Source organism: Leptospira koniambonensis (assembly GCF_004769555.1).
GTDB lineage: Bacteria > Spirochaetota > Leptospiria > Leptospirales > Leptospiraceae > Leptospira_B > Leptospira_B koniambonensis.
Genome location: NZ_RQFY01000001.1, coordinates 484,702 through 503,419 on the forward strand (window position 1 = coordinate 484,702; position 18,718 = coordinate 503,419).

At 37.3% G+C, this 18,718-nt stretch carries 15 protein-coding genes; 8 read left to right on the plus strand and 7 right to left on the minus strand.

Going from position 1 to position 18,718, the window contains the following annotated elements:
- Positions 1-4: 4 nt before the first annotated feature.
- The gene (locus EHQ52_RS02230) at positions 5-1,354 is read right to left on the minus strand and encodes a PAS domain S-box protein (protein WP_135613659.1); all 1,350 of its coding nucleotides are present in this window, start codon (positions 1,352-1,354) and stop codon (positions 5-7) included.
- Between the two features lie 180 nt (positions 1,355-1,534).
- On the opposite strand from EHQ52_RS02230, the gene EHQ52_RS02235 reads away from it, so the two are divergent.
- Together EHQ52_RS02235 and EHQ52_RS02240 are read left to right on the plus strand one after the other, a co-directional pair.
- Complete coding sequence (locus tag EHQ52_RS02235; protein WP_135613660.1) at positions 1,535-1,723, plus strand: Hsp20/alpha crystallin family protein; 189 nt, start codon at positions 1,535-1,537, stop codon at positions 1,721-1,723.
- A gap of 92 nt (positions 1,724-1,815) precedes the next feature.
- The gene (locus tag EHQ52_RS02240) at positions 1,816-2,373 is read left to right on the plus strand and encodes an HdeD family acid-resistance protein (RefSeq protein WP_135613661.1); all 558 of its coding nucleotides are present in this window, start codon (positions 1,816-1,818) and stop codon (positions 2,371-2,373) included.
- Between the two features lie 59 nt (positions 2,374-2,432).
- On the opposite strand, the gene EHQ52_RS02245 is transcribed toward EHQ52_RS02240, so the two are convergent.
- From EHQ52_RS02245 to EHQ52_RS02260, 4 genes are all read right to left on the minus strand, one after another.
- A complete protein-coding gene (locus EHQ52_RS02245; protein WP_135613662.1) occupies positions 2,433-2,876 on the minus strand; it encodes a DoxX family protein in 444 nt (147 codons plus the stop codon).
- Between the two features lie 83 nt (positions 2,877-2,959).
- Positions 2,960-3,832 (minus strand): AraC family transcriptional regulator, encoded by an 873-nt coding sequence (locus EHQ52_RS02250; protein WP_135613663.1) that lies wholly within the window; start codon positions 3,830-3,832, stop codon positions 2,960-2,962.
- Between the two features lie 56 nt (positions 3,833-3,888).
- The gene (locus tag EHQ52_RS02255) at positions 3,889-4,551 is read right to left on the minus strand and encodes an NAD-dependent epimerase/dehydratase family protein (protein WP_135613664.1); all 663 of its coding nucleotides are present in this window, start codon (positions 4,549-4,551) and stop codon (positions 3,889-3,891) included.
- Positions 4,552-4,555: 4 nt separating this feature from the next.
- Positions 4,556-5,725, minus strand: coding sequence for an MBL fold metallo-hydrolase (locus EHQ52_RS02260; protein ID WP_135613665.1), 1,170 nt, complete (start codon positions 5,723-5,725; stop codon positions 4,556-4,558).
- A gap of 151 nt (positions 5,726-5,876) precedes the next feature.
- On the opposite strand from EHQ52_RS02260, the gene EHQ52_RS02265 reads away from it, so the two are divergent.
- On the plus strand, positions 5,877-6,413 hold the full coding sequence (locus tag EHQ52_RS02265) for a TetR/AcrR family transcriptional regulator (protein WP_135613666.1): 537 nt from the start codon (positions 5,877-5,879) through the stop codon (positions 6,411-6,413).
- 197 nt (positions 6,414-6,610) lie between these two features.
- Complete coding sequence (locus EHQ52_RS02270) at positions 6,611-9,085, plus strand: SpoIIE family protein phosphatase (protein ID WP_135613667.1); 2,475 nt, start codon at positions 6,611-6,613, stop codon at positions 9,083-9,085.
- Positions 9,086-9,091: 6 nt separating this feature from the next.
- On the opposite strand, the gene EHQ52_RS02275 is transcribed toward EHQ52_RS02270, so the two are convergent.
- Complete coding sequence (locus tag EHQ52_RS02275; protein ID WP_208653435.1) at positions 9,092-12,607, minus strand: nitrate reductase; 3,516 nt, start codon at positions 12,605-12,607, stop codon at positions 9,092-9,094.
- Positions 12,608-12,943: 336 nt separating this feature from the next.
- Between EHQ52_RS02275 and EHQ52_RS02280 the strand changes: the two genes are divergently transcribed.
- The 3 genes from EHQ52_RS02280 to EHQ52_RS02290 all read left to right on the plus strand — a co-directional run bounded on the left by EHQ52_RS02280 (position 12,944) and on the right by EHQ52_RS02290 (position 16,927).
- Positions 12,944-13,465, plus strand: coding sequence for a hypothetical protein (locus EHQ52_RS02280; RefSeq protein ID WP_135613668.1), 522 nt, complete (start codon positions 12,944-12,946; stop codon positions 13,463-13,465).
- A gap of 292 nt (positions 13,466-13,757) precedes the next feature.
- On the plus strand, positions 13,758-15,545 hold the full coding sequence (locus EHQ52_RS02285) for an alginate export family protein (protein WP_135613669.1): 1,788 nt from the start codon (positions 13,758-13,760) through the stop codon (positions 15,543-15,545).
- A gap of 203 nt (positions 15,546-15,748) precedes the next feature.
- A complete protein-coding gene (locus tag EHQ52_RS02290) occupies positions 15,749-16,927 on the plus strand; it encodes a two-component system sensor histidine kinase NtrB (RefSeq protein WP_244244764.1) in 1,179 nt (392 codons plus the stop codon).
- A gap of 44 nt (positions 16,928-16,971) precedes the next feature.
- Here the strand turns inward: EHQ52_RS02290 and EHQ52_RS02295 are convergent, their stop codons facing one another.
- Positions 16,972-17,559 carry a Crp/Fnr family transcriptional regulator gene (locus tag EHQ52_RS02295; RefSeq protein WP_135613670.1) on the minus strand — a complete coding sequence of 196 codons (588 nt, stop codon included), beginning with the start codon at positions 17,557-17,559 and terminating at the stop codon, positions 16,972-16,974.
- Between the two features lie 186 nt (positions 17,560-17,745).
- Here EHQ52_RS02295 and EHQ52_RS02300 point away from each other — a divergent pair, with 186 nt between their 5' ends.
- On the plus strand, positions 17,746-18,600 hold the full coding sequence (locus EHQ52_RS02300; protein ID WP_135613671.1) for an SDR family NAD(P)-dependent oxidoreductase: 855 nt from the start codon (positions 17,746-17,748) through the stop codon (positions 18,598-18,600).
- Positions 18,601-18,718: the final 118 nt, after the last annotated feature.

Genomic DNA, 18,718 nt, shown 5'->3' on the forward strand with positions numbered 1-18,718 from the left:
CTTGCTAATTTTTCGCGGATTTAAAACCGATCGTGACGATCGCGCCACCCTCTGGATGATTTTCAATTTTTACTTCTGAATCGTAAAGATAAAATTTCAGACGTTCAGAGATGTTTGCGATACTTCTGGAATGAATATTTGCGTCACTCAGTCCTTTTCCATTATCTCGTATGGTCACTAAAGTTTTTCCATCTTGAATAGAAGCTTTTACGATAATTTTCCCTTTTCCCTTTCTATCTCTTAAACCGTGAATATAAGAATTTTCCACAAGAGGCTGCAAGGTCAAAGGAGGTATTTGACATTGTTTAAAATTTCCCAATTTTTCAGATTCCACTTCCAAGAAGTCGGAAAATCTGAGTTTCAGAAGTTGGAGATAATTTTCCATAAATTCCCATTCTATATCAAATGGAACAAGCTGTTGGTTAGCCTGGTCCATTAGAAATCTATAATTATCTGCAAGCATTAGTATGGCAGAATCTGCAAGTCCAGGATTTGTCTGCAAATAAGAATGGATAATACTTAATGTGTTAAAAAGAAAATGAGGGCTCATCCTATCTTGTAGGATTTTCAAATTATTCTCTGCGTGTCTGGCCTTCTCTTCAGTTTCTTTTCTTTCAGTGATATCGTTTCGGATCGCCAAATATTGGTAAGGTTTTCCATTACTGTCCAAGATAGGAGAAATGGTTGTATCTACCCAATAATATCTTCCATCTTTTGCTTTATTCTTAATCTCACCTTTCCAAATTTTTCCTTTGGCGATCGTCTTCCATAGATCTGTAAAAAAATCCTTAGGATGGTAGCCTGAGTTGATGATTCGATGGTTATGGCCTAAAAGTTCGTCGCGAGAATAACCACTGATATCGCAGAAGTTCTGGTTCACATAAATGATCGTCCCGGCCTTATCGGTGATCGCAACGATGGAAACAGCATTTAGTGCAGTTTGAAAATCAGAAAGTTCTTTTAAAGAACTTGTTAATTCCCTTTCTATCTCTTTCGTTCTTGTGATATCTACTCCCACAAACCAATTTGTGGAACCAAAAAGAGGAAATTCTGAAGATATATTAGAAAGGGAGACTAACTTGGATTTTCCTTCTTTGGAAATTAGATCCAGTTCCCAATTTTTAAACTCAGAGTTTAGAAGTTCAGGATTGAATGCAGAAGATTCCCCTTCTTCTTTTATCTGGATCAGATTTTTAAAGGAAAAATTTTTATCATTCAGAATTTCTTCGGAAGAGAATCCTAAAACTTTTTCACATTCATAGTTCCAGGAAACAGGCCTAAAGTTCTCATCTAAAGAAAAGAAGAGGATAGGCATATTATCTAAAACTTTTTTCAGTCTTCTTTCATTTTCCATGGATCTTTATATAATCGAACAAATCTTCGTTAGATTACGTAGTCCCAGTTCATCTGCAATCAAAATTATACTGAATACCCTGTAGGTTCGCATTTTCCCATTAGAAGGGGTAGTTCCCCCTGTCGATGGTTGACTCTTTTCCGAAATTGATCTAAAACTTCTACAAAAGGAGAATTCCCAATGAATGATATTATGAAATCAGCAGATCATTTTTTGAATCTTTCCAAATTTAGCAGGACATTCACTCTTCCGGAAAACGCAATTAAGGATAAAATTTCCGCAAAATATGAGAATGGAATATTAAAACTTAGCATTCCTAAAAAGGAAATTGAAAACCCTAAAAGGGCCGTAAAGATCGGAGTCAATTAATAGAAGCTTTAGAATATAGATTAAATATACGGCGAATCGTTTTCAAGTTCGCCGTGTATATATATTATCGAATACAGACAAGCAGAGATATAATGACAAGTATAACAATACAAAAATCCAAACATTGGTGGCTCCAAATACTAGTCGGAAGTATTTGGATCGCAACCGGTATCATAACCATACTATTTCCGGAACAAAGCTTTTTAGTATTAGCTCTCGCTTTTTCCTTCATCTTAGCCACAACGGGAGTAAGCCATATAATATTCTCCCTATACAATAAAAAATATACCGAGATATTCATATGGAATTTAGTTGTAGGAATCCTAGATATTGTGATCGGTTCTCTATTATTCATCCATCCGGAAATCACGGCAGTCACACTTCCTTTCGTATTCGGATTTTTACTGATATTTAGATCAGTTTCCTTGATATCTTTTTCTATCGAAATACGCAGACTAAAAAACTCTCATTGGATATATGTTATTTTCTTAGGGATCTCCACCTTACTTTTCGCGATATTTGTATTATTCTTTCCCTTGATCGGGATATTTACGATCGTTTTTTGGACCGGTTTAGGATTCTTAGCATCCGGTCTGGGAAATTTATATCTAGGATGGAAAGAATTCAAGATAGAAAGATCTAAATCATAAATTTTTAATATGTTCGGCTTCCAAAATATTTTTTAAAAGCCGAACCGTCTTTTTTGAGCCTATTTCAATTTTTCAGACAAAATACCATCCAAGGAATAAGCTCCTCCTCCAGAAAATGCCAGGATAAACGCAAGTCCCATGGCTAAAACATGGTATTCGTAACCTTCTCCACCTTGGTTCCCAAACCAGTTCATAAAAAATCCGTTTTGACTTTGGAAGATCGCAGCACCAAACATTGTAATACCAATTCCGAAAGCGGATAATTTAGTGCAGAATCCTAAAATTAAACCTAAGGCTCCGAAAGATTCTGCCAAGATCACAAGAACACCTATGATTGCAGGAATTCCCTGAGAAGAAAAGAAACCAAGAGTGGAACTCCAACCATAACCTCCAAACCAACCCAATAATTTCTGAGCACCATGAGGTATCATCACTATTCCCAAAACCAATCTAGCTACTGTAAAAAGTAAATTCGAGTCGGTTGCAAAAAACTTTTCTATCATTAAAATCTCCTAATATGGATCCGAAAACCCATTAAGAAGAATAAGAAATAGTTTAAGGAAAGTAAATGGACGAAAGATGTATTTTATTGTGTTTTTCGTCCAGACTCTCTGAATTGTTCAGGACTGAGACCCGCTAGTTTTTTAAAATATCTGCTGAAATATGCATTATCCAAAAATCCTAATTCAAAACAAATTTGAGTGATATTCAGATCAGAATGTATTAATAATCTTTTACATTCCAATAGAACTCTATCATGGATGACAGACTTGGCTGATTTTCCTAAAATATTTTGGCAAAGACGATTTAATGTATTCGGAGCAAGGCCCAGTTTTCTGGAATAAAAAGAAGTTCCTCTTTCTTTCAAAAAATATTTTTCTAATAAACTTTGGAATTCGGAAACAGGCCGATTCTTCTTTATGAATAATTCGGAAGAAGTATCGTATTCCTTTTTGATCTGCAATAGGATCAATTGACTAAGTAGAAATAGAACTTTAGATTCAGAATCTTCTTCAAATTCGGCCACTAATCTAGTAAAATCTGACTTTAATTGAGTACGATTTTTTAATATGATCTTAGAAAGCCCAGGCTCATATCCGAAAAATGGATAATTTCTGAGCTCGGAATTTTTTTCATTCTGCTCTATAAAGAATTCGGTATTGATCTTTAAAGCGAATCCTTTTGGCTTTTTATCGAATTTCCAAGAATGAACCTGTCCAGGTTTTAAGAAGAAGATTGAATTCTTTTCTATTTCGAAATTCTGGAAATCGATCTTATGAGTTCCCTTACCCGCAGAAAAAAAGAAAACTGCAAAATAAGAATGTCTATGAGAACTATCATACTCTGAAAAACTAGGAGGCAGGTCTTCCAACCTACCAACATAGAATATCTTATCCCTAACATTCTCCGAAATTTCGGACAAATGGATCAAAGGGACTTTCTCAGCCGACTTAGACATCCTTTTGAAGTCCGAAGATTTTCAGAAAAATTGCAAGTAAAAACTTAAAGGTCCTTTCAGGATTTGGATAGCTCCAGAATATCTTCTACTTCCACAGTATTCTTACTATAACCATTTTCGCTCGCACGGATCATCGCAAGTGCAAGTTGTTTCAAAGTAGAAACACGTTTTGGGAAAATCATTCTTAAGATCGGAAAACTCCATCCAATATATTTATAAGCAGACAAAGTATTTTTTGCTCCAGGAGTTGGATGCATATAACCTGGACGGAAATTATATACCTTCTCAAAAGGAAGTTTTAATAGATCATTTTCAGTTTTTCCTTTTACCCTCGCCCACATTGTTTTTCCTTTTTCAGTGCTATCTGTTCCGGCACCCGAAATATAAGAAAAAATCATATTAGGATTTAAAGAAGCTAGCGTGCTTGCAACATGCAATGTTATTGTATGAGTGAATTTAAAAAATTCTTCTTCAGTTAATCCTATGGAAGAAACTCCAGAACAGAAAAAGCATACATTATATCCTTTCAATTTGTCTTTGATCGCCGAAATATCCGAAAAATCAGAATGTAAGACCTCCTCTACCTTCGGATTAGAAATACCATAAGGTTTTCTGTTCAAAAGAAGGATCTTTTCTATATTCGGATTTTCTAAACATTCCAGCAGAACGCCTTCTCCTACCATTCCTGTGGAACCTGTGATGATTACTCTTAATTTCATATAATTACCTCGCACTCGCAGTATTTTCTTCCAGTTGGCTGGACAAAATTGGATCTTCTTTGGCGGAATTATAAGGAAGTTTAGGCCACCAAACAATATAATCTTTTTGTAAACCAGGTTCCACACTTTCTCCCGGCTTAGGAGTGATCACATTGACCCCAAGTTCTTTAGATTTTTCTAAAACTCTTTCGATTGGTTCTGTCCATCCATGAGAAGCAAGGGCAAATAATCCCCAATGAATAGGAAGAAGAACTTTACCTTTCAGTTGTGTATGAGCAATCACTGCTTGTTCCGGCCCAATATGCCAGTCAGGCCAAGCTTGATTATACTGCCCTGTTTCGATCATAGTAAGATCAAAAGGCCCATATTTTTCTCCGATTTCTTTCATCTTGGGGAACAAACCTGTATCTCCTGAAAAATAAACTCTATGTTTAGGTCCAAGTAGTGCATAACTGGACCAAAGTTTTTTATCATTATCCAAAAGATATCTACCGGATGCGTGTCTTGCAGGAGTGCTAACTATTTCTAAATTTTTAATCTTTTTAGTTTCCCACCAATCCATCTCTATGATTTTTTCAGCAGGAACTCCCCAATAAGAAAGATTTGCTCCAAGTCCAAGAGGAACTACAAATAATATGTTTCTATCTTTTAGTTTTGAAATGGTCCCTAAATCCATATGATCATAATGATCATGAGAAATTAATACTAGATCAATTTCAGGAAGATCTTCCAAAGAAATCAAAGGTGGGTACCATCTTTTAGGACCAAGCCAAGAAGAAGGAGAAGTTCTATCAGACCAAACAGGATCAGTTAAGATCCGAACTCCATCTAATTCTATCAAAGTAGAAGAATGCCCAAACCAAGTAACTCTCAAACCAGACTCAGGTAATTTAGAAAATCTTGTTTTTTCCACGTAAACCACTGGAACAGGATCCTTAGGACTTACATCCTCGCTTTGTCGGAACATACTACCTAATGCCATCCAGAAATCATTGATCAAAGGTTGAGGATTTACGAATTGCCCATCCTTCCACTGAGGAGAGTTCTGCATTCTGATAAGTCTTTCTCCTTCTGGCTTTTTACCCAGAGCTTGGCAGGTATAAAAAAATGACGCTCCCAAAACTAAAACCAGGACCGGGATAAGCCATTTTCGCGAACTGTGTGCCTTCTTCATTTTATATTATTTCCTTATTCAGAATAGATCTCCCGAGCTTCGAGCAGATATAATTCTTACATTTTGACAATTTTAATCTAACTTGTCAATTTTTCAGACCTGAAAATCCAGATAAAGTTGACATTTTTTTATAAATTTGTCAAATAATCTTATGACCCGAAAGGCAAACCTTGTAGACGAGGAAAGAAAAAAGGAAATTTTAGACGCTGCCTTATATTGTTTTCTTCAATTTGGGTATTCCAAAACTTCCATGGATGATATCGCAAAGCAGGCGAATTTATCCCGTCCTCTTCTATATTTGAAATTTAAGAATAAAGAGGATCTATACGAGGGGATTTTTGATTATACCTTGGAAGGAAGTTACGAAGAAGCGGAGAAGGTTTTAAGCCAAAATATTTCTTCTAAACAAAAACTTCTGCGCGTCTGCGAATTGGTATTGATTGAGCCTTGGGCTAAGATAGAAGGAAAACCTAGGACCTCTGAGTTTTATGAAACCTGTTCTAAATTATCCCCTAAGAGCACTCAAAGATACGAACGCCAAATCATCAAATTCACAGAACAGATATTAGGAGATAAAGAAACTGCAAAAGTCTTTTTCCTGGCTTTAGAAGGACTTTCTGCTGACCTTCCCAAAACGAAAGTTTTACGCAAAAGAGTAGAATTACTCACCGAAAGATTCACACGTTAAGAGCCTCTCCCAGGCCGCAATGACGGCACTGTTCCGATGATTTAAGTTTTGGGAACGGACTATAAGATATTTCCGATTTTCAATAATTTTCCGACCTTTCCCGGTCGAAAATTACAATCATGCTACGTCTTAGGATTTAGCTCTTGCCAATAAATCGGGGTATTATACCCTGCAGCTGACTTTTTACAAGAATCGTAATGACCAAACTGAAATTTCCCATTCCATCTAATTTACACAGATTTGTCTCACAAAAACTTCTTATATTCTGCCTAGTTTTTTTCCTTGGTAATTGTGAGAGATCCTCCTGGATTGCAGAAGATTCTATTCTCTCCTTAAATGGAGAATGGGAATTTATTTCTGATAATAATACAAATCCTGATTTCAAAAAAGGAACTAAGATCACAGTTCCATTCGATTTTAGTTCGGATGATATTTATCAAAATTATGATGGATGTATTTCGATACGTCATGCGCTACCGGAGAAGGTCCGTGCTTGGATGAATCAGCAGACTTCGGTTGCAATCGATTCTGGTCATAGTTCAGACTTTGCAGAATTTTATCTGAATGAAACTTCTAAATTAGGCCTGATCGGAAAAACTGGAAGAAGAGATCCTTATCTTTCCGGTCAAGATGGAAGGATCGTATCCGTCTTACCCGCTGCGGTCTTTCGTCCAGGTGGAGAAAATTATATCTACGCAAAAATCTGCACAATCCCAGGAAAACCTTTCCATTGGAGCGGACCAAAAGTTTCATTAGGACTTTCAGAATCCATTTTTAAAAAATTTGGATTAGAACTGAGTGTCGCATTTTTACTAGCTGCAGTTTATATCAGTGTAGGACTTTATCATCTTCTTTTAGCAATCAGAAGGCCAAGTGATATATTCAATTTATATTTTGGATTTTTTGCGATCTTCTTCTCTATATTCCATCTTACGAATAATTCCACTGCAGAGATACTTTTCGGTTCTCATAGACAATTACAGTCCAAGGTAGACCAAGTCTCACTGATGATGTTTATAGGAAGCCTTCTCTTGTTTATTGCAAGGTTCTTCCAAGGAAAACATCCTAAGTTTGCTGTATATTCTGCTGCACTTTATGGAATTGTAGGTCTTTTAGATATATTCGTAAATCAGTATATTCGAGATTTATTACTTACAATTATTGCAGGACTCACTGTAGTTTTTGTTCTTCCTTATATCTCATTCATTACGGGAAGATCCGCTTGGAAAGGGAATTCCGATGCAAGATTACTCTTAGGCGGAGTTGCATTGATCGCACTCGGCGGGATCCATGATTATGCTGTTACAAATAGGCTGATCAATTCCGCGCTTATCATGCCATTCACATTCTTAGCATTTATATTGGGCATAGCATTCATATTAGCAAATCGTTTCGTCCGTGTTCATAACGAGGTAGAAGAGTTAAATGCCAGTCTCGAGGAGAAGGTCCGCCAAAGAACAAATGACCTTCAAAAAAGTTTAAGTGAGATCAGAGAACTTAAACACCAACAAGATGGGGATTATTTCCTAACTTCCCAATTAATGCAGCCACTCGCCGGAAATTATGGACATAGTGATATAGTAAGAGCAGAAATACTTTGCCGCCAAAAGAAAAGATTCCAATTCAGAAATTGGCAAGGCGAATTAGGCGGAGATTTATGTGCAGTATATTCCCTAAAATTGAAAGGGAGACCTGTATTAGTTTTCTTTAATGGGGATGCAATGGGTAAATCCATGCAGGGCGCCGGTGGGGCCCTTATCATGGGAACCATTTTTAAAACCATAGTCACAAGAACCCAAAACACAGAAGAGATGCAGGACCTTTTTCCAGAACATTGGCTCAAAAGATGTTACCATGAACTAAAAAGTGTATTCATTTCCTTTGATGGAAGAATGTTAATCTCCATGGTAGTTGGGATCGTAGACGAAGAATCAGGACTAATGTATTTTGTAAATGCAGAACATCCTCAAGTAGTCATGTATAGAGATGGAAGAGCTGATTTCTTATCCGAAAATGGGATGTTAAGAAAAGTAGGAGTAGAAGATCCAGAAGAAGTGTTTGTGGTCCAAACACTCCAACTCAAACCGAATGACGTGATCTTGATCGGCTCAGACGGAAGAGACGATGTCCAACTTGGGATCAATGAAGACGGAAATCATATCATCAACGAAGACGAAAGAGCATTCTTAAGGGATGTAGAAGAGGCAAAAGCAGAACTTCTACAAATAGAATCTTTAATCCAATCCAGAGGAGATATCATAGACGACTTGAGTCTTGTAAGGATTTCTTATAAGGAAGAGATGACCTCTGTCGCTGACATTTTAGATGATCCTTTCCAAAACCAACAAGTCCCAGATGCAATCTCAGAAAAATCAAATCGCAGAAAAGCTCTCAGAAACGCAATAGAAGAGAAAGATTATATCTATGTTGGATCGGAAGGGCAAAAGTATCTGGAAAAATATCCAGATGATAGCTCAGTCTATCTTTGGGTTTCTTATGCACTTGCAAGACTTGGAAATTATGAGAAGGCAATCGATTTCGGAGAAGTTCTTCTCATGAGAGATCCGACACATTCCAAAAACCTGGAACATTTAAGTAAGTTACATTACAAAAATGGAAACAAGTTACGAGCAGAGGCTTTATTAGCGGCATCAAAGTTTAAATTGGATTAAAACTTTTTAAACTTCTTTTAACATACTTTTCAGGATTGTGGTTACTTCCAAACGGCAGCTACCACATCCTGTTCCTGCTCCGGTTCTTCTACCAATAGCCTCCAGGGTTTTTTCTCCATCCTGGATGGCTTCTCTGATATTGCCCTCGCCTACTCCATTGCAGGAACAAACCACTTTTCCCTGGAGAGGTTTCATCATCTCTCCATCGTTCAGCAGATGTTTTCTGCGATCTCCGAGTTCAATCCCAGATGAAACCCAGTCCTTCATTCTGCTAAAAGAAGATTTATCTCCAATCAATATAGCAGCTACCAATCGGTCATTTCGGATAATACATTTTTTATAAAAACGTTTTTTACGATCTAAGAATATGATCTCTTCAAATTCTCCTCTTTTGTCATGAGGAATTTCCATAGGAACATCAGGGAGACGGATCGTTGCTAATTCTAATCCAGGGATTTTTAAAATATGAGCGTGTAAAGAACCGGTGTATTCATTAAATGCATATCCGAATAAATGTTGTGCTGCAATCTTTGCCTGGTCATCCACTGCGGAAATATTTCCATAAGTTCCAGTTTTATGTTCCGCAATTTCTCCGATACAATATACATCAGGATCACTGGATCTTAAAAAAGAATCCACTATAACTCCGCTATCACAATCCAATCCACCTTTTACTGCTATCTCGAAGTTCGGCTTGGTCCCAATTGCAAAGATAATCCCATCTGGTTCTATAAAATTTCCATTTGTGAGTTGGACTTTAGAAACTCTCTCCGTTCCTTCTATTTTAGAAATTTCGCATTCAAATATTAATTCTATTCCTCTCGCGAGAATTTCTTCTTTTAAGATATCTGCACCGACCGAATCTAATTTTTGGGACATCAAACGATCGGATCGAACAAGAACAGTCACTTGAACGCCGACACCTTTTAAAGCAGCGGCAAGTTCTAATCCTAAGAGTCCTCCACCTACAATCAGCGCATGAGATTTCGGAACAAAAAAACCTTTGATACGATCCGCGTCCGCCTTACTTCTTAAACTAAACACTCCCAGCATCTCAGGAGGGACCTTGTTAGGCCAAACAGGAGAACTTCCCATTGCGAGCACAAGCTTATTATAAGAATATAATGTTCCTTCTGTATCACGGACTTTCTTACCTTCCGTATAGATCATCTGAACTGATTTATTTGGAAATAGATCCAAATTCCAGTCTTTAACTTCATCCGGATCGGCAGGCATCAGATCATCAAATTCCTTCTCCCCTCCAATATAATCAGGAAGAAGCACCCTATTATAAAATGGGTTTTCTTCCCTACACATTACAGTGATATCATCGCCGGGAGCAAGATTTCTATATTGTTTTAAGAATGCGTAAGCTGCAGTTCCACCACCTACTATGAGTATTTTTTCTTTGGGCTTTTTATATTGAGCGATACGAACTGCTGAAATTTTAAAACCAGGTTGTTTAGAAAAAGGATCCGAAGCAGAACTTGTAAGATTATTAGATCTGAATATATCCGTCCCATTTTTTCTTCCCCAATGCATTGGTAAAAACACAACGCCTCGTTTGATTGATTCAGTCAAAAGCGCTTTCGCACGAACAGATCCACGCTTGCTCGAAATGGTAACCACCATTCCATCTTTGATATCATATTTATAAGCATCATCTGGATGGATCTCTAAGAAAGGTTCAGGTCTATGTTCTCTTAATTTTTTGACCTTACCAGTACGAGTCATCGTATGCCATTGGTCTCTGATCCTACCTGTGGTAAGCACCAAAGGAAAATCCTCGTCCGGTTTTTCTGAATCATCCTCTGATCTTACTGAATGGATCCTTGCCTTCTCATTCTTTCTATAAAATTTTCCGTCACCGAATAATCGAATATTATCCAAATGTCCTTTTTGAGGATAAGGCCATCTTATAGCCCTATGTTTACGAATTTCTTCATAATCTAAACCTAATATATCAATCTTGGTACCTTCAGTTAATCTGCAATGCTCCAGAAAAATTTCTTCTTCATCGGAGTAATGGAAAGAAGGACCAAATCCCATTCGTTTTGCAAAATCTTGAATGATCCAAGAATCAGCCTTTGCTTCGCCGGGAGGTTCTAAAATTTTTGGAAGAACGGAGATGCTCCGGTCGGAGCTTGTCATTGTACCCTTCTTCTCCGCCCAACCTGCAGCAGGCAAAACAAGATCTGCAAAAGGGATCACACTTGAGTCCGCAGAAATATCTTGTACAACAACAAATTCTGCCAAACGTAGACCTGACTCCGCTGCCCTCACATCAGGAAGACTCACTGCAGGATTTGTGCAGATAATCCAAATAGCTTTCATTCTTCCAGAAGCAAGCTTTTCAAAAATTTCAGTCGCACTATAACCTGGAGTCTCCGAGATAGAATCTACACCCCAGAACTTCGCGACTTCCTTTCTATGTTCCGGATTTTCTAGATCTCTATGTGCAGGAAGAAGATTACAAAGTCCACCGACTTCCCTGCCTCCCATCGCATTAGATTGCCCAGTTAAGGAGAATGGACCTGAGCCGGGTTTTCCAATATGTCCAGTAAGAAGAGAAAGATTGATGAGAGCTAAATTTTTATTTACTCCAACAACACTTTGATTCAAACCCATGGCCCATAGACTGATAAAACCATTTGCCTTAGAAATAAACTCTGCGGTTTTATAAATGAGTTCGGGAGAAATACCGCAAATCTCTGCTGCTTTAGAAACAGAAATTTCAAAAACCTTTGTCTTTAATTCTTCGAAACCTTCTGTATGGTCCTGTATGAATTTAGGATCTATCCAGTCCTTCTCTATTAGAATTCTTGCAATTGCATGAAATAAATAAATATCAGTTCCAGGATCTATCTGCAAATGAATATCTGCATGTTCGCAGGATTCAGTCCTACGAGGATCGACCACGATCAACTTAATGTTCGGATTTTCTCTTTTTCTAGCTTCAATCCTTCTGAATACAATTGGATGGCACCAGGCAGGATTTGCTCCGGCTACTAAAAAACAATCTGCAAGATCCAAGTCCTCGTAACCAACGGGAACTGCATCTTCTCCAAATGCCATCTTATATCCTGTGACCGCGGAACTCATACAGAGCCTGGAGTTTGTATCTATATTATTTGTTCCTAAAAAACCTTTAGTTAACTTATTTATAATATAATATTCTTCTGTTAGAAGCTGTCCAGATACATAAAAACCAACAGAATCAGGGCCGAATTCCTTAATAAAACTTTTAAATTTTTCCGCAGCGAAATCGAGAGCCTTGTCCCAACTTGTCCTCTTTAAGGGAGCAAAACGATCCTCCCTCATCATAGGGAACAAAAGTCTGTCTGTCCTATCCATGACGGAATAATGCAAATTCATCCCCTTTGAACAAAGTATCCCTCTGTTTGTAGGATGATCCGGATCCCCGCTTACGGAGATTTCCAGTGGCCCAGATTTTTCTACCTTCAGGCCACAACCCACCCCGCAGTACGGACAGGTGGTCTGAAAGATTTCCGGGTTTTGCATATCCATACTCATGCAATTATCACGCCAGACCATGGATTATTTGAAAAACGAGTCAAATAGTGGGTTTCCGAACCTGTTTTCGGGGAGAGATATTCCTTTTAGCCTCAGATAGAAGGCAGTTTGTATAGAATCTTTGCAATGTAGTATCTTCGACAAAACTCTTACAACCAACTATCCCCGGATCTTTGGTCCGAGAAGCGTAGAATATACACTGGAATCAAGATTCAAAGCGATCAGAAACGAATTGCCTTTCTTTTTTAGATCTGGCATTTATCCTGCATATAAAGAAAAGGTATCCATTGGATATGACGGGTCCTCCAGGCTCGAACCCAAAAAATGAAAGAGAAGAACGAGCATGAAATTTTGTTTTTTTTCTATTCCCAAGCGGACTTTTTAGAGGAAGTCTGGGCAGAATATAAAAGATCTCCTGCAAAACTTTCCTGCTTAAATCTTGTGAATTGGATTTTTGCAGCCTTTCCGATTTACGAAGACATTTCTAAACTTCTTCCTTCTGTGATCTCAAAAACAAAACAGGCTTCCGAAAATGGACACGATCCAGACTTTTCTTACGAATTAAAAAAAGTAGATATAAATGTAAAAACTCCGAGCGAACTTGTTTCAGTTTACAAAAGAGTTTTTGAAAGCAAACAAACGGATAAGAAGAAGTCACTCCAAAACAGCAAATACTTCTGGAATCTTCAAAAAGAGATCCAAGAAGCAAGAAAAGGCCCTTTATTAGTTTCACTGGAAGAAACCGCCAAGAGCGTAATTCGCTTCAATAACGAACTTGAATTGGAATTGATAGAACATTACGGATTCAATTTCCGTAAAAAACTAAACATAGACATCATCTCATAGTTAGCAACTTTTGTGCCAATTGAAAAATATTTCAAAAAATAGCAATTCAACCTTCTGATTTACTTCTACCCAAGAGCTGTCGAAGATACTACAAAAGTAATTTCCCTAGAAAACGTACTTAAATCATACAATACGTATATGTATAAAACGTACAAAAAATATCATACTCGATTCAAATCACAGCAAATCACTCCAATATAGCAATTCACTTAATAAATTCATATTTTTTATGCATTGGCACAGTAATTGCTAAAAGCTGAATAAAGATACTTTTACTGTAGGTTGCTCCCGGATGAATATTCTACCGAAACCAAAACTTAATTTTATACTTCTCTTAATAACTATCGTTATTAGCATTCCGATACATTCGGAAGAAGAACCGAATAAAAATACTAAGGAACCAATTCAGAACCCCCTACCCTCTCCTTCCGAAACGAATAAGACCGAAGGTCCTGATCCAAAAATTAAGAAGCAAGAGCCTAAGTATAATTCCCCATGGAAAGGAAATATTCCTGTAGACCATCTCCGAACTCTTTTAGTCACTCCAGAACAAATGAAGGAGACTCAAAAGTCAGATCTGTTTTGGTTGGATAATTTAAAATTGGGAGTTTCTCTCCGCCCTAGATTTGAAGCGAGAGAGAACCCTGACTTCAATAAGAAAACAGACGATTATAGTTCTTTTGTAGGACAAAACACTCAACTCTGGTTTTTATTCGATCCTTCTCCTTATTATTCGATCAAAGTTACTATTCAAGATAGTAGACTTTGGGGAGGAAGTCAAACTCCTCAGAATGCTGGCAATTGGACTTACGGACTTAGCACAGGTGCTGGGACTACTTTGACTCCGGCTACTTCTACCAATACGAATATTAGGAATAATACAGATATTAGAGAAGCTTATATAGTATTCAAAAAAATTGATAAACTTCCCGTTTCCGTTTTTGTAGGAAGGCAGGTATTCGCTTTTGGAGATCTGAAAATTGTGGGCCCTTTAAATTGGCTTCATACAGGATTTGCATTTGATGGTGTTAGATTTGTTCATGATTCTCAGTGGTTCAAGACTCATGTATTTGGAACAATACTATCCGACCAATACGATGCTCCCTACGGATTAACAACTAGCAATGGAAGATCCAAAGGTTCCATAGACCAGGCTTATTTTTTCGGTGCTTATAATACGATCAAGTTTGGAGAAGAAGCTCATCTAGATCTGTATGTGTTTGAAGTTTCTAAAAAATGGATCCCTAACGCAAATCCTATAGACTTCGATGATCGACTAAAACAAAGGAACGATCTTTTAACTACAGGATTCAGATTCACCAATAGAACGAATAATAATTTTTTACCAGCCGGAAAGATCTGGGATTGGAGTATTGAATCCGCATGGCAATCAGGAATGACTGGGGATAGAGTCAAAGCTGATTGGGATGTTTTAGACCAAAAGGCAGCTAACGGAAAAAATATTTATACAGAGAAGGTGCAGTATGATACAAGACTTCTCTCTTTGGATACGGGGATCAAGGTCAATGATTGGATCCGTTTAGGTTTAGGTTACACATACGCATCAGGAGATCCAAATAGATCTGATTCTAAGGTAGGGACTTGGCAAAGTTTATTTCCTCAGATCGCAGGCTCTTTCCCAAATTGGAATACTATGAACGGCCAAGCTCTAATGGCTGGATTTGAAAATATAAAGTCTTATTCCATTCGTGCAAATCTCAAAACAGAATATGGTATGTTTATATTTGCCTTCTACGATACTCAAAAAGCAAATTTACAAGATGCTTGGTATAAAGTTTCTGGGGTTCCAAATACTGGAGCAAGCACTGAAAATTATTCTAATGATAAGTTCTCTTATGACAATTCAAGATTAGGCAGAAGATTGTTCTATCAATATGATTTTACTTGGATCTATAATTATACTGAATCAGTTTCGATTTGGATGGGAGTTTCTCTTGTGAAAGCTAAAGAAGCGATCGGAAATGAAAGAACAAATCCATTTGCCTCTAACCCTGATAATAGGTACACATTCGACGACACTTCTAAGTTCTTTTATCTCATGGTCTCCGCCTCCCTATAGGCAATCCTATCCTTGGGAGGGGTCGAAGTTTCGACCTCTCCTTTCTTTTTTTATGGAGACATCAAACTTCTTCTTATTTCCTAGAGTATGTTAGACTACGATTTGTTACTCAATGGAGTTTAAAATAGTTACATAATTTATTAACAATAGTTAAGGCGAAACCCTTTCCTCTCACTGTCTTAAATAGCATGGAAGAGAAGGTTATGCAAAACTGCGATGAAATTCCTCCAAAAATAAACCAACCATCCGGTTATTTAGAGAAGGATTTTTTACCTAAAGAAATGGGATGGGATGAATGGTATTGCCAAGCAGCACAATTTAAAAATATACTCTACCATTCTCCGAATGGGTTTGCCATTATTTCTTTGGAAGGAAGATTTATTAGCTCTAATCCTGCACTTTCTCAAATTTTAGGTTATTCTGAAAATGAATTGGTAGGGATGAGTTTTGATTATATTACTCATCCAGATGATCTAGAAGAAGATCTTCACTTAAGGGATCAATTTTTAAAAGGTTTAATATCCATCTTTAAAAGAAAAAAAAGATACATTCATAAGGACGGGCATCATCTCTGGGTTCAGGTAGATGCAACTTTAATACGAAACAGAAAGGGAGATCCAAATTATTTTGCCGTCCAATTCCAAGACATTACAAAGCACCACGAATTAGAAAAACAACTCATTCATTCTCAAAGGATGGAATCTATTGGTTCTCTTGCTGGAGGAGTGGCACATGATTTTAATAATATTCTAACTGTAGTTTTAGGCTACACTGCCCTCTTAGAAAAAAATTCTCAACATCCAGAAAAGATCTTACAATATTCTGAAATTATCAAGAAGACTGCGGAAAGAGGATCTTCTTTAATTAAACAACTTTTGACTTTGGCAAGAAAGGTAGAATCTGATCTGAAACCATCTGCTTTGAATGATTTACTCTCAGAGGCGGTCCATATAGCATCTTCTACCTTTCCTAAATCAATCAGAGTAATTTCGGATCTTCCTCAGGATCCAATCTGGGTCCAGGCGGATCACACTCAGATCCATCAGGTTTTTCTGAATTTATTTTTAAACGCAAAAGATGCGATGCCAAGCGGGGGTTTACTTTCCATAAGACTTCGAATGGAAGAAGGAGAATTTATTTCTCCTGAAAAGACCCAAAAGACTGCAGTGATAGAAATTTTGGACAGTGGGACCGGCATTGATAGAAAGACTATCCGTAAAATATTCGATCCATTCTTTACGACTAAAGAACCCGGCAAAGGAACCGGTCTCGGACTTTCTATCGTTTATGGTATTTTAGAAAATCATAAAGGGAAAATTAAAGTAGAAAGTGAGCTTGGATCTGGTACAAAATTTTCCATTTACTTTCCGGCCCTGGAATAAAAGAAGATTCGGCTACTTCTACCCTTTAATAAATATATAAGTATTTATTTTTGTTCCTTCCAAATCCTGTTTCGGATCCTACTTAAGGAGACAGGAGTGATCCCTAAAAAAGAAGCAATATAATGCTGGGGGATACGATTTACAAGATCTTGCTGTTCATTGATCAGGTTCAAATATCTTTGTTCAGGGCTATCCCTAATCCTGGATAAAAATAAATTCATATACGTATCAAATCTTTCAGCAACGTATTCCAATAAAAAATCTCTAAGCCCGTCATTCTCTCTATAAATAGTTTCTGCATCTTCTCCGCTTAGTATAAGTAATTCTGTAGGTTCAATACTTTCGACAGCAAGTTGGCTGCTCTCATAAGTCCCTCTGTAACTATGAATAGAAGTGATCGCTCTGTTCTCAGGGAAAAATGCGATAGTGATATCACGGCCTTTATCTTCAAATTTTAATCGCAGGCATCCTTTCTTAACAATGAATATGTTTTTAGTGTAAACCCCTCTTTTGATAAGTTCTGTTTTTGCTGGGACCTTCTTTTCTTTTAACATGGAAGTATAACGGTCCCAATTTTTTTCTAAACTTGGGACTTTCTTCCTTAAATTTTCCAGTAAAGGTATCGGATACATCTTGAGCCTTGAATTCTTCCGTATTCGGTATCATGGGAATGAAAAGGCAAGATTTGTTTTGGGACCAAACCAGGAATTTAAAATTTTGGAACAAGTTCTCTAATTCTTTATGTAAAAAGTTTCGAATTAGATTGAATAGTTTCCTAAAAAAGGAAATCTTGCCCGCATCGAAGAGAATTTTTAAACATGTCATTCAGCAGATACAAAGGCAAAAAAGTATTTATAACAGGTGGTTCCGCGGGCATAGGCAAAGGAATTGCGATCCAATTAGCAAAGGCAGGAGCAAGTGTAATCGTTTCTGCCAGAGGAAAATCTAACTTAGAAAAGACTGTCCAAGAGTTAAAGTCTGTAGGAGCTCCAACAGCTGTTTTTGGATTCGCAGTTTTGGATGTTTCTGATAAAAAAGCCCTCGAAAAAGAGGCCAAAAAGGCAATCGAGACTTTAGGTGGATTAGACCTTTTAATCTGTAGCAGTGGTTTTGCTAAGGCCGGAGAAGCTTCCGACCTTGATGACGAAGTTTATAGAAATCTAATGGATGTAAACTTTTTCGGTCATGTAAACAGCGCACTCGCATTTAGTGATCATTTTTCCAAACAAAAAAGCGGAGAGATTGTATTCTTAGCCTCCACTCTTGCATTTTTTTCTATCTATGGATACGGAGCTTATTCTGCGAGTAAGTTTGCGATCGTAGGTTTTGCTCAAGGTTTCCGCCAAGAGATGATGCTTCATGGAGTTAAGGTAAAATTATTCCTTCCTCCTACAACTGACACTCCTGGTTTAGAAAAAGAAAATACTGATAAACCTGAATTGAGTAAAGAGATCGAAATGGGTTCCGCGTTAAATAGAGTTCATGCAATCGATTCAGTAGCAAAGGCAATCCTAAAATGGATCCCAAACAATAAGTTCATTGGATACACAGGTTGGGATTCTTGGCTTCAATATTTTCTATTTAGACATTTTCCTGAATTCAGTATCAGACTTACTGATTCTGAATTAAAAGCTGCCCAGTCCAGGCTGGATAAGAAAAAACAAAAAGTATAACTGCAGTCTTTTAAGGAAACTCTATGAAACCTATTCGTAAAGATTGGAAGGTAGAAGCGGGGTCTAGAGAATTTTGCTCGATCGAAAATAAAATACTATACAAAATCACTCACCTAAA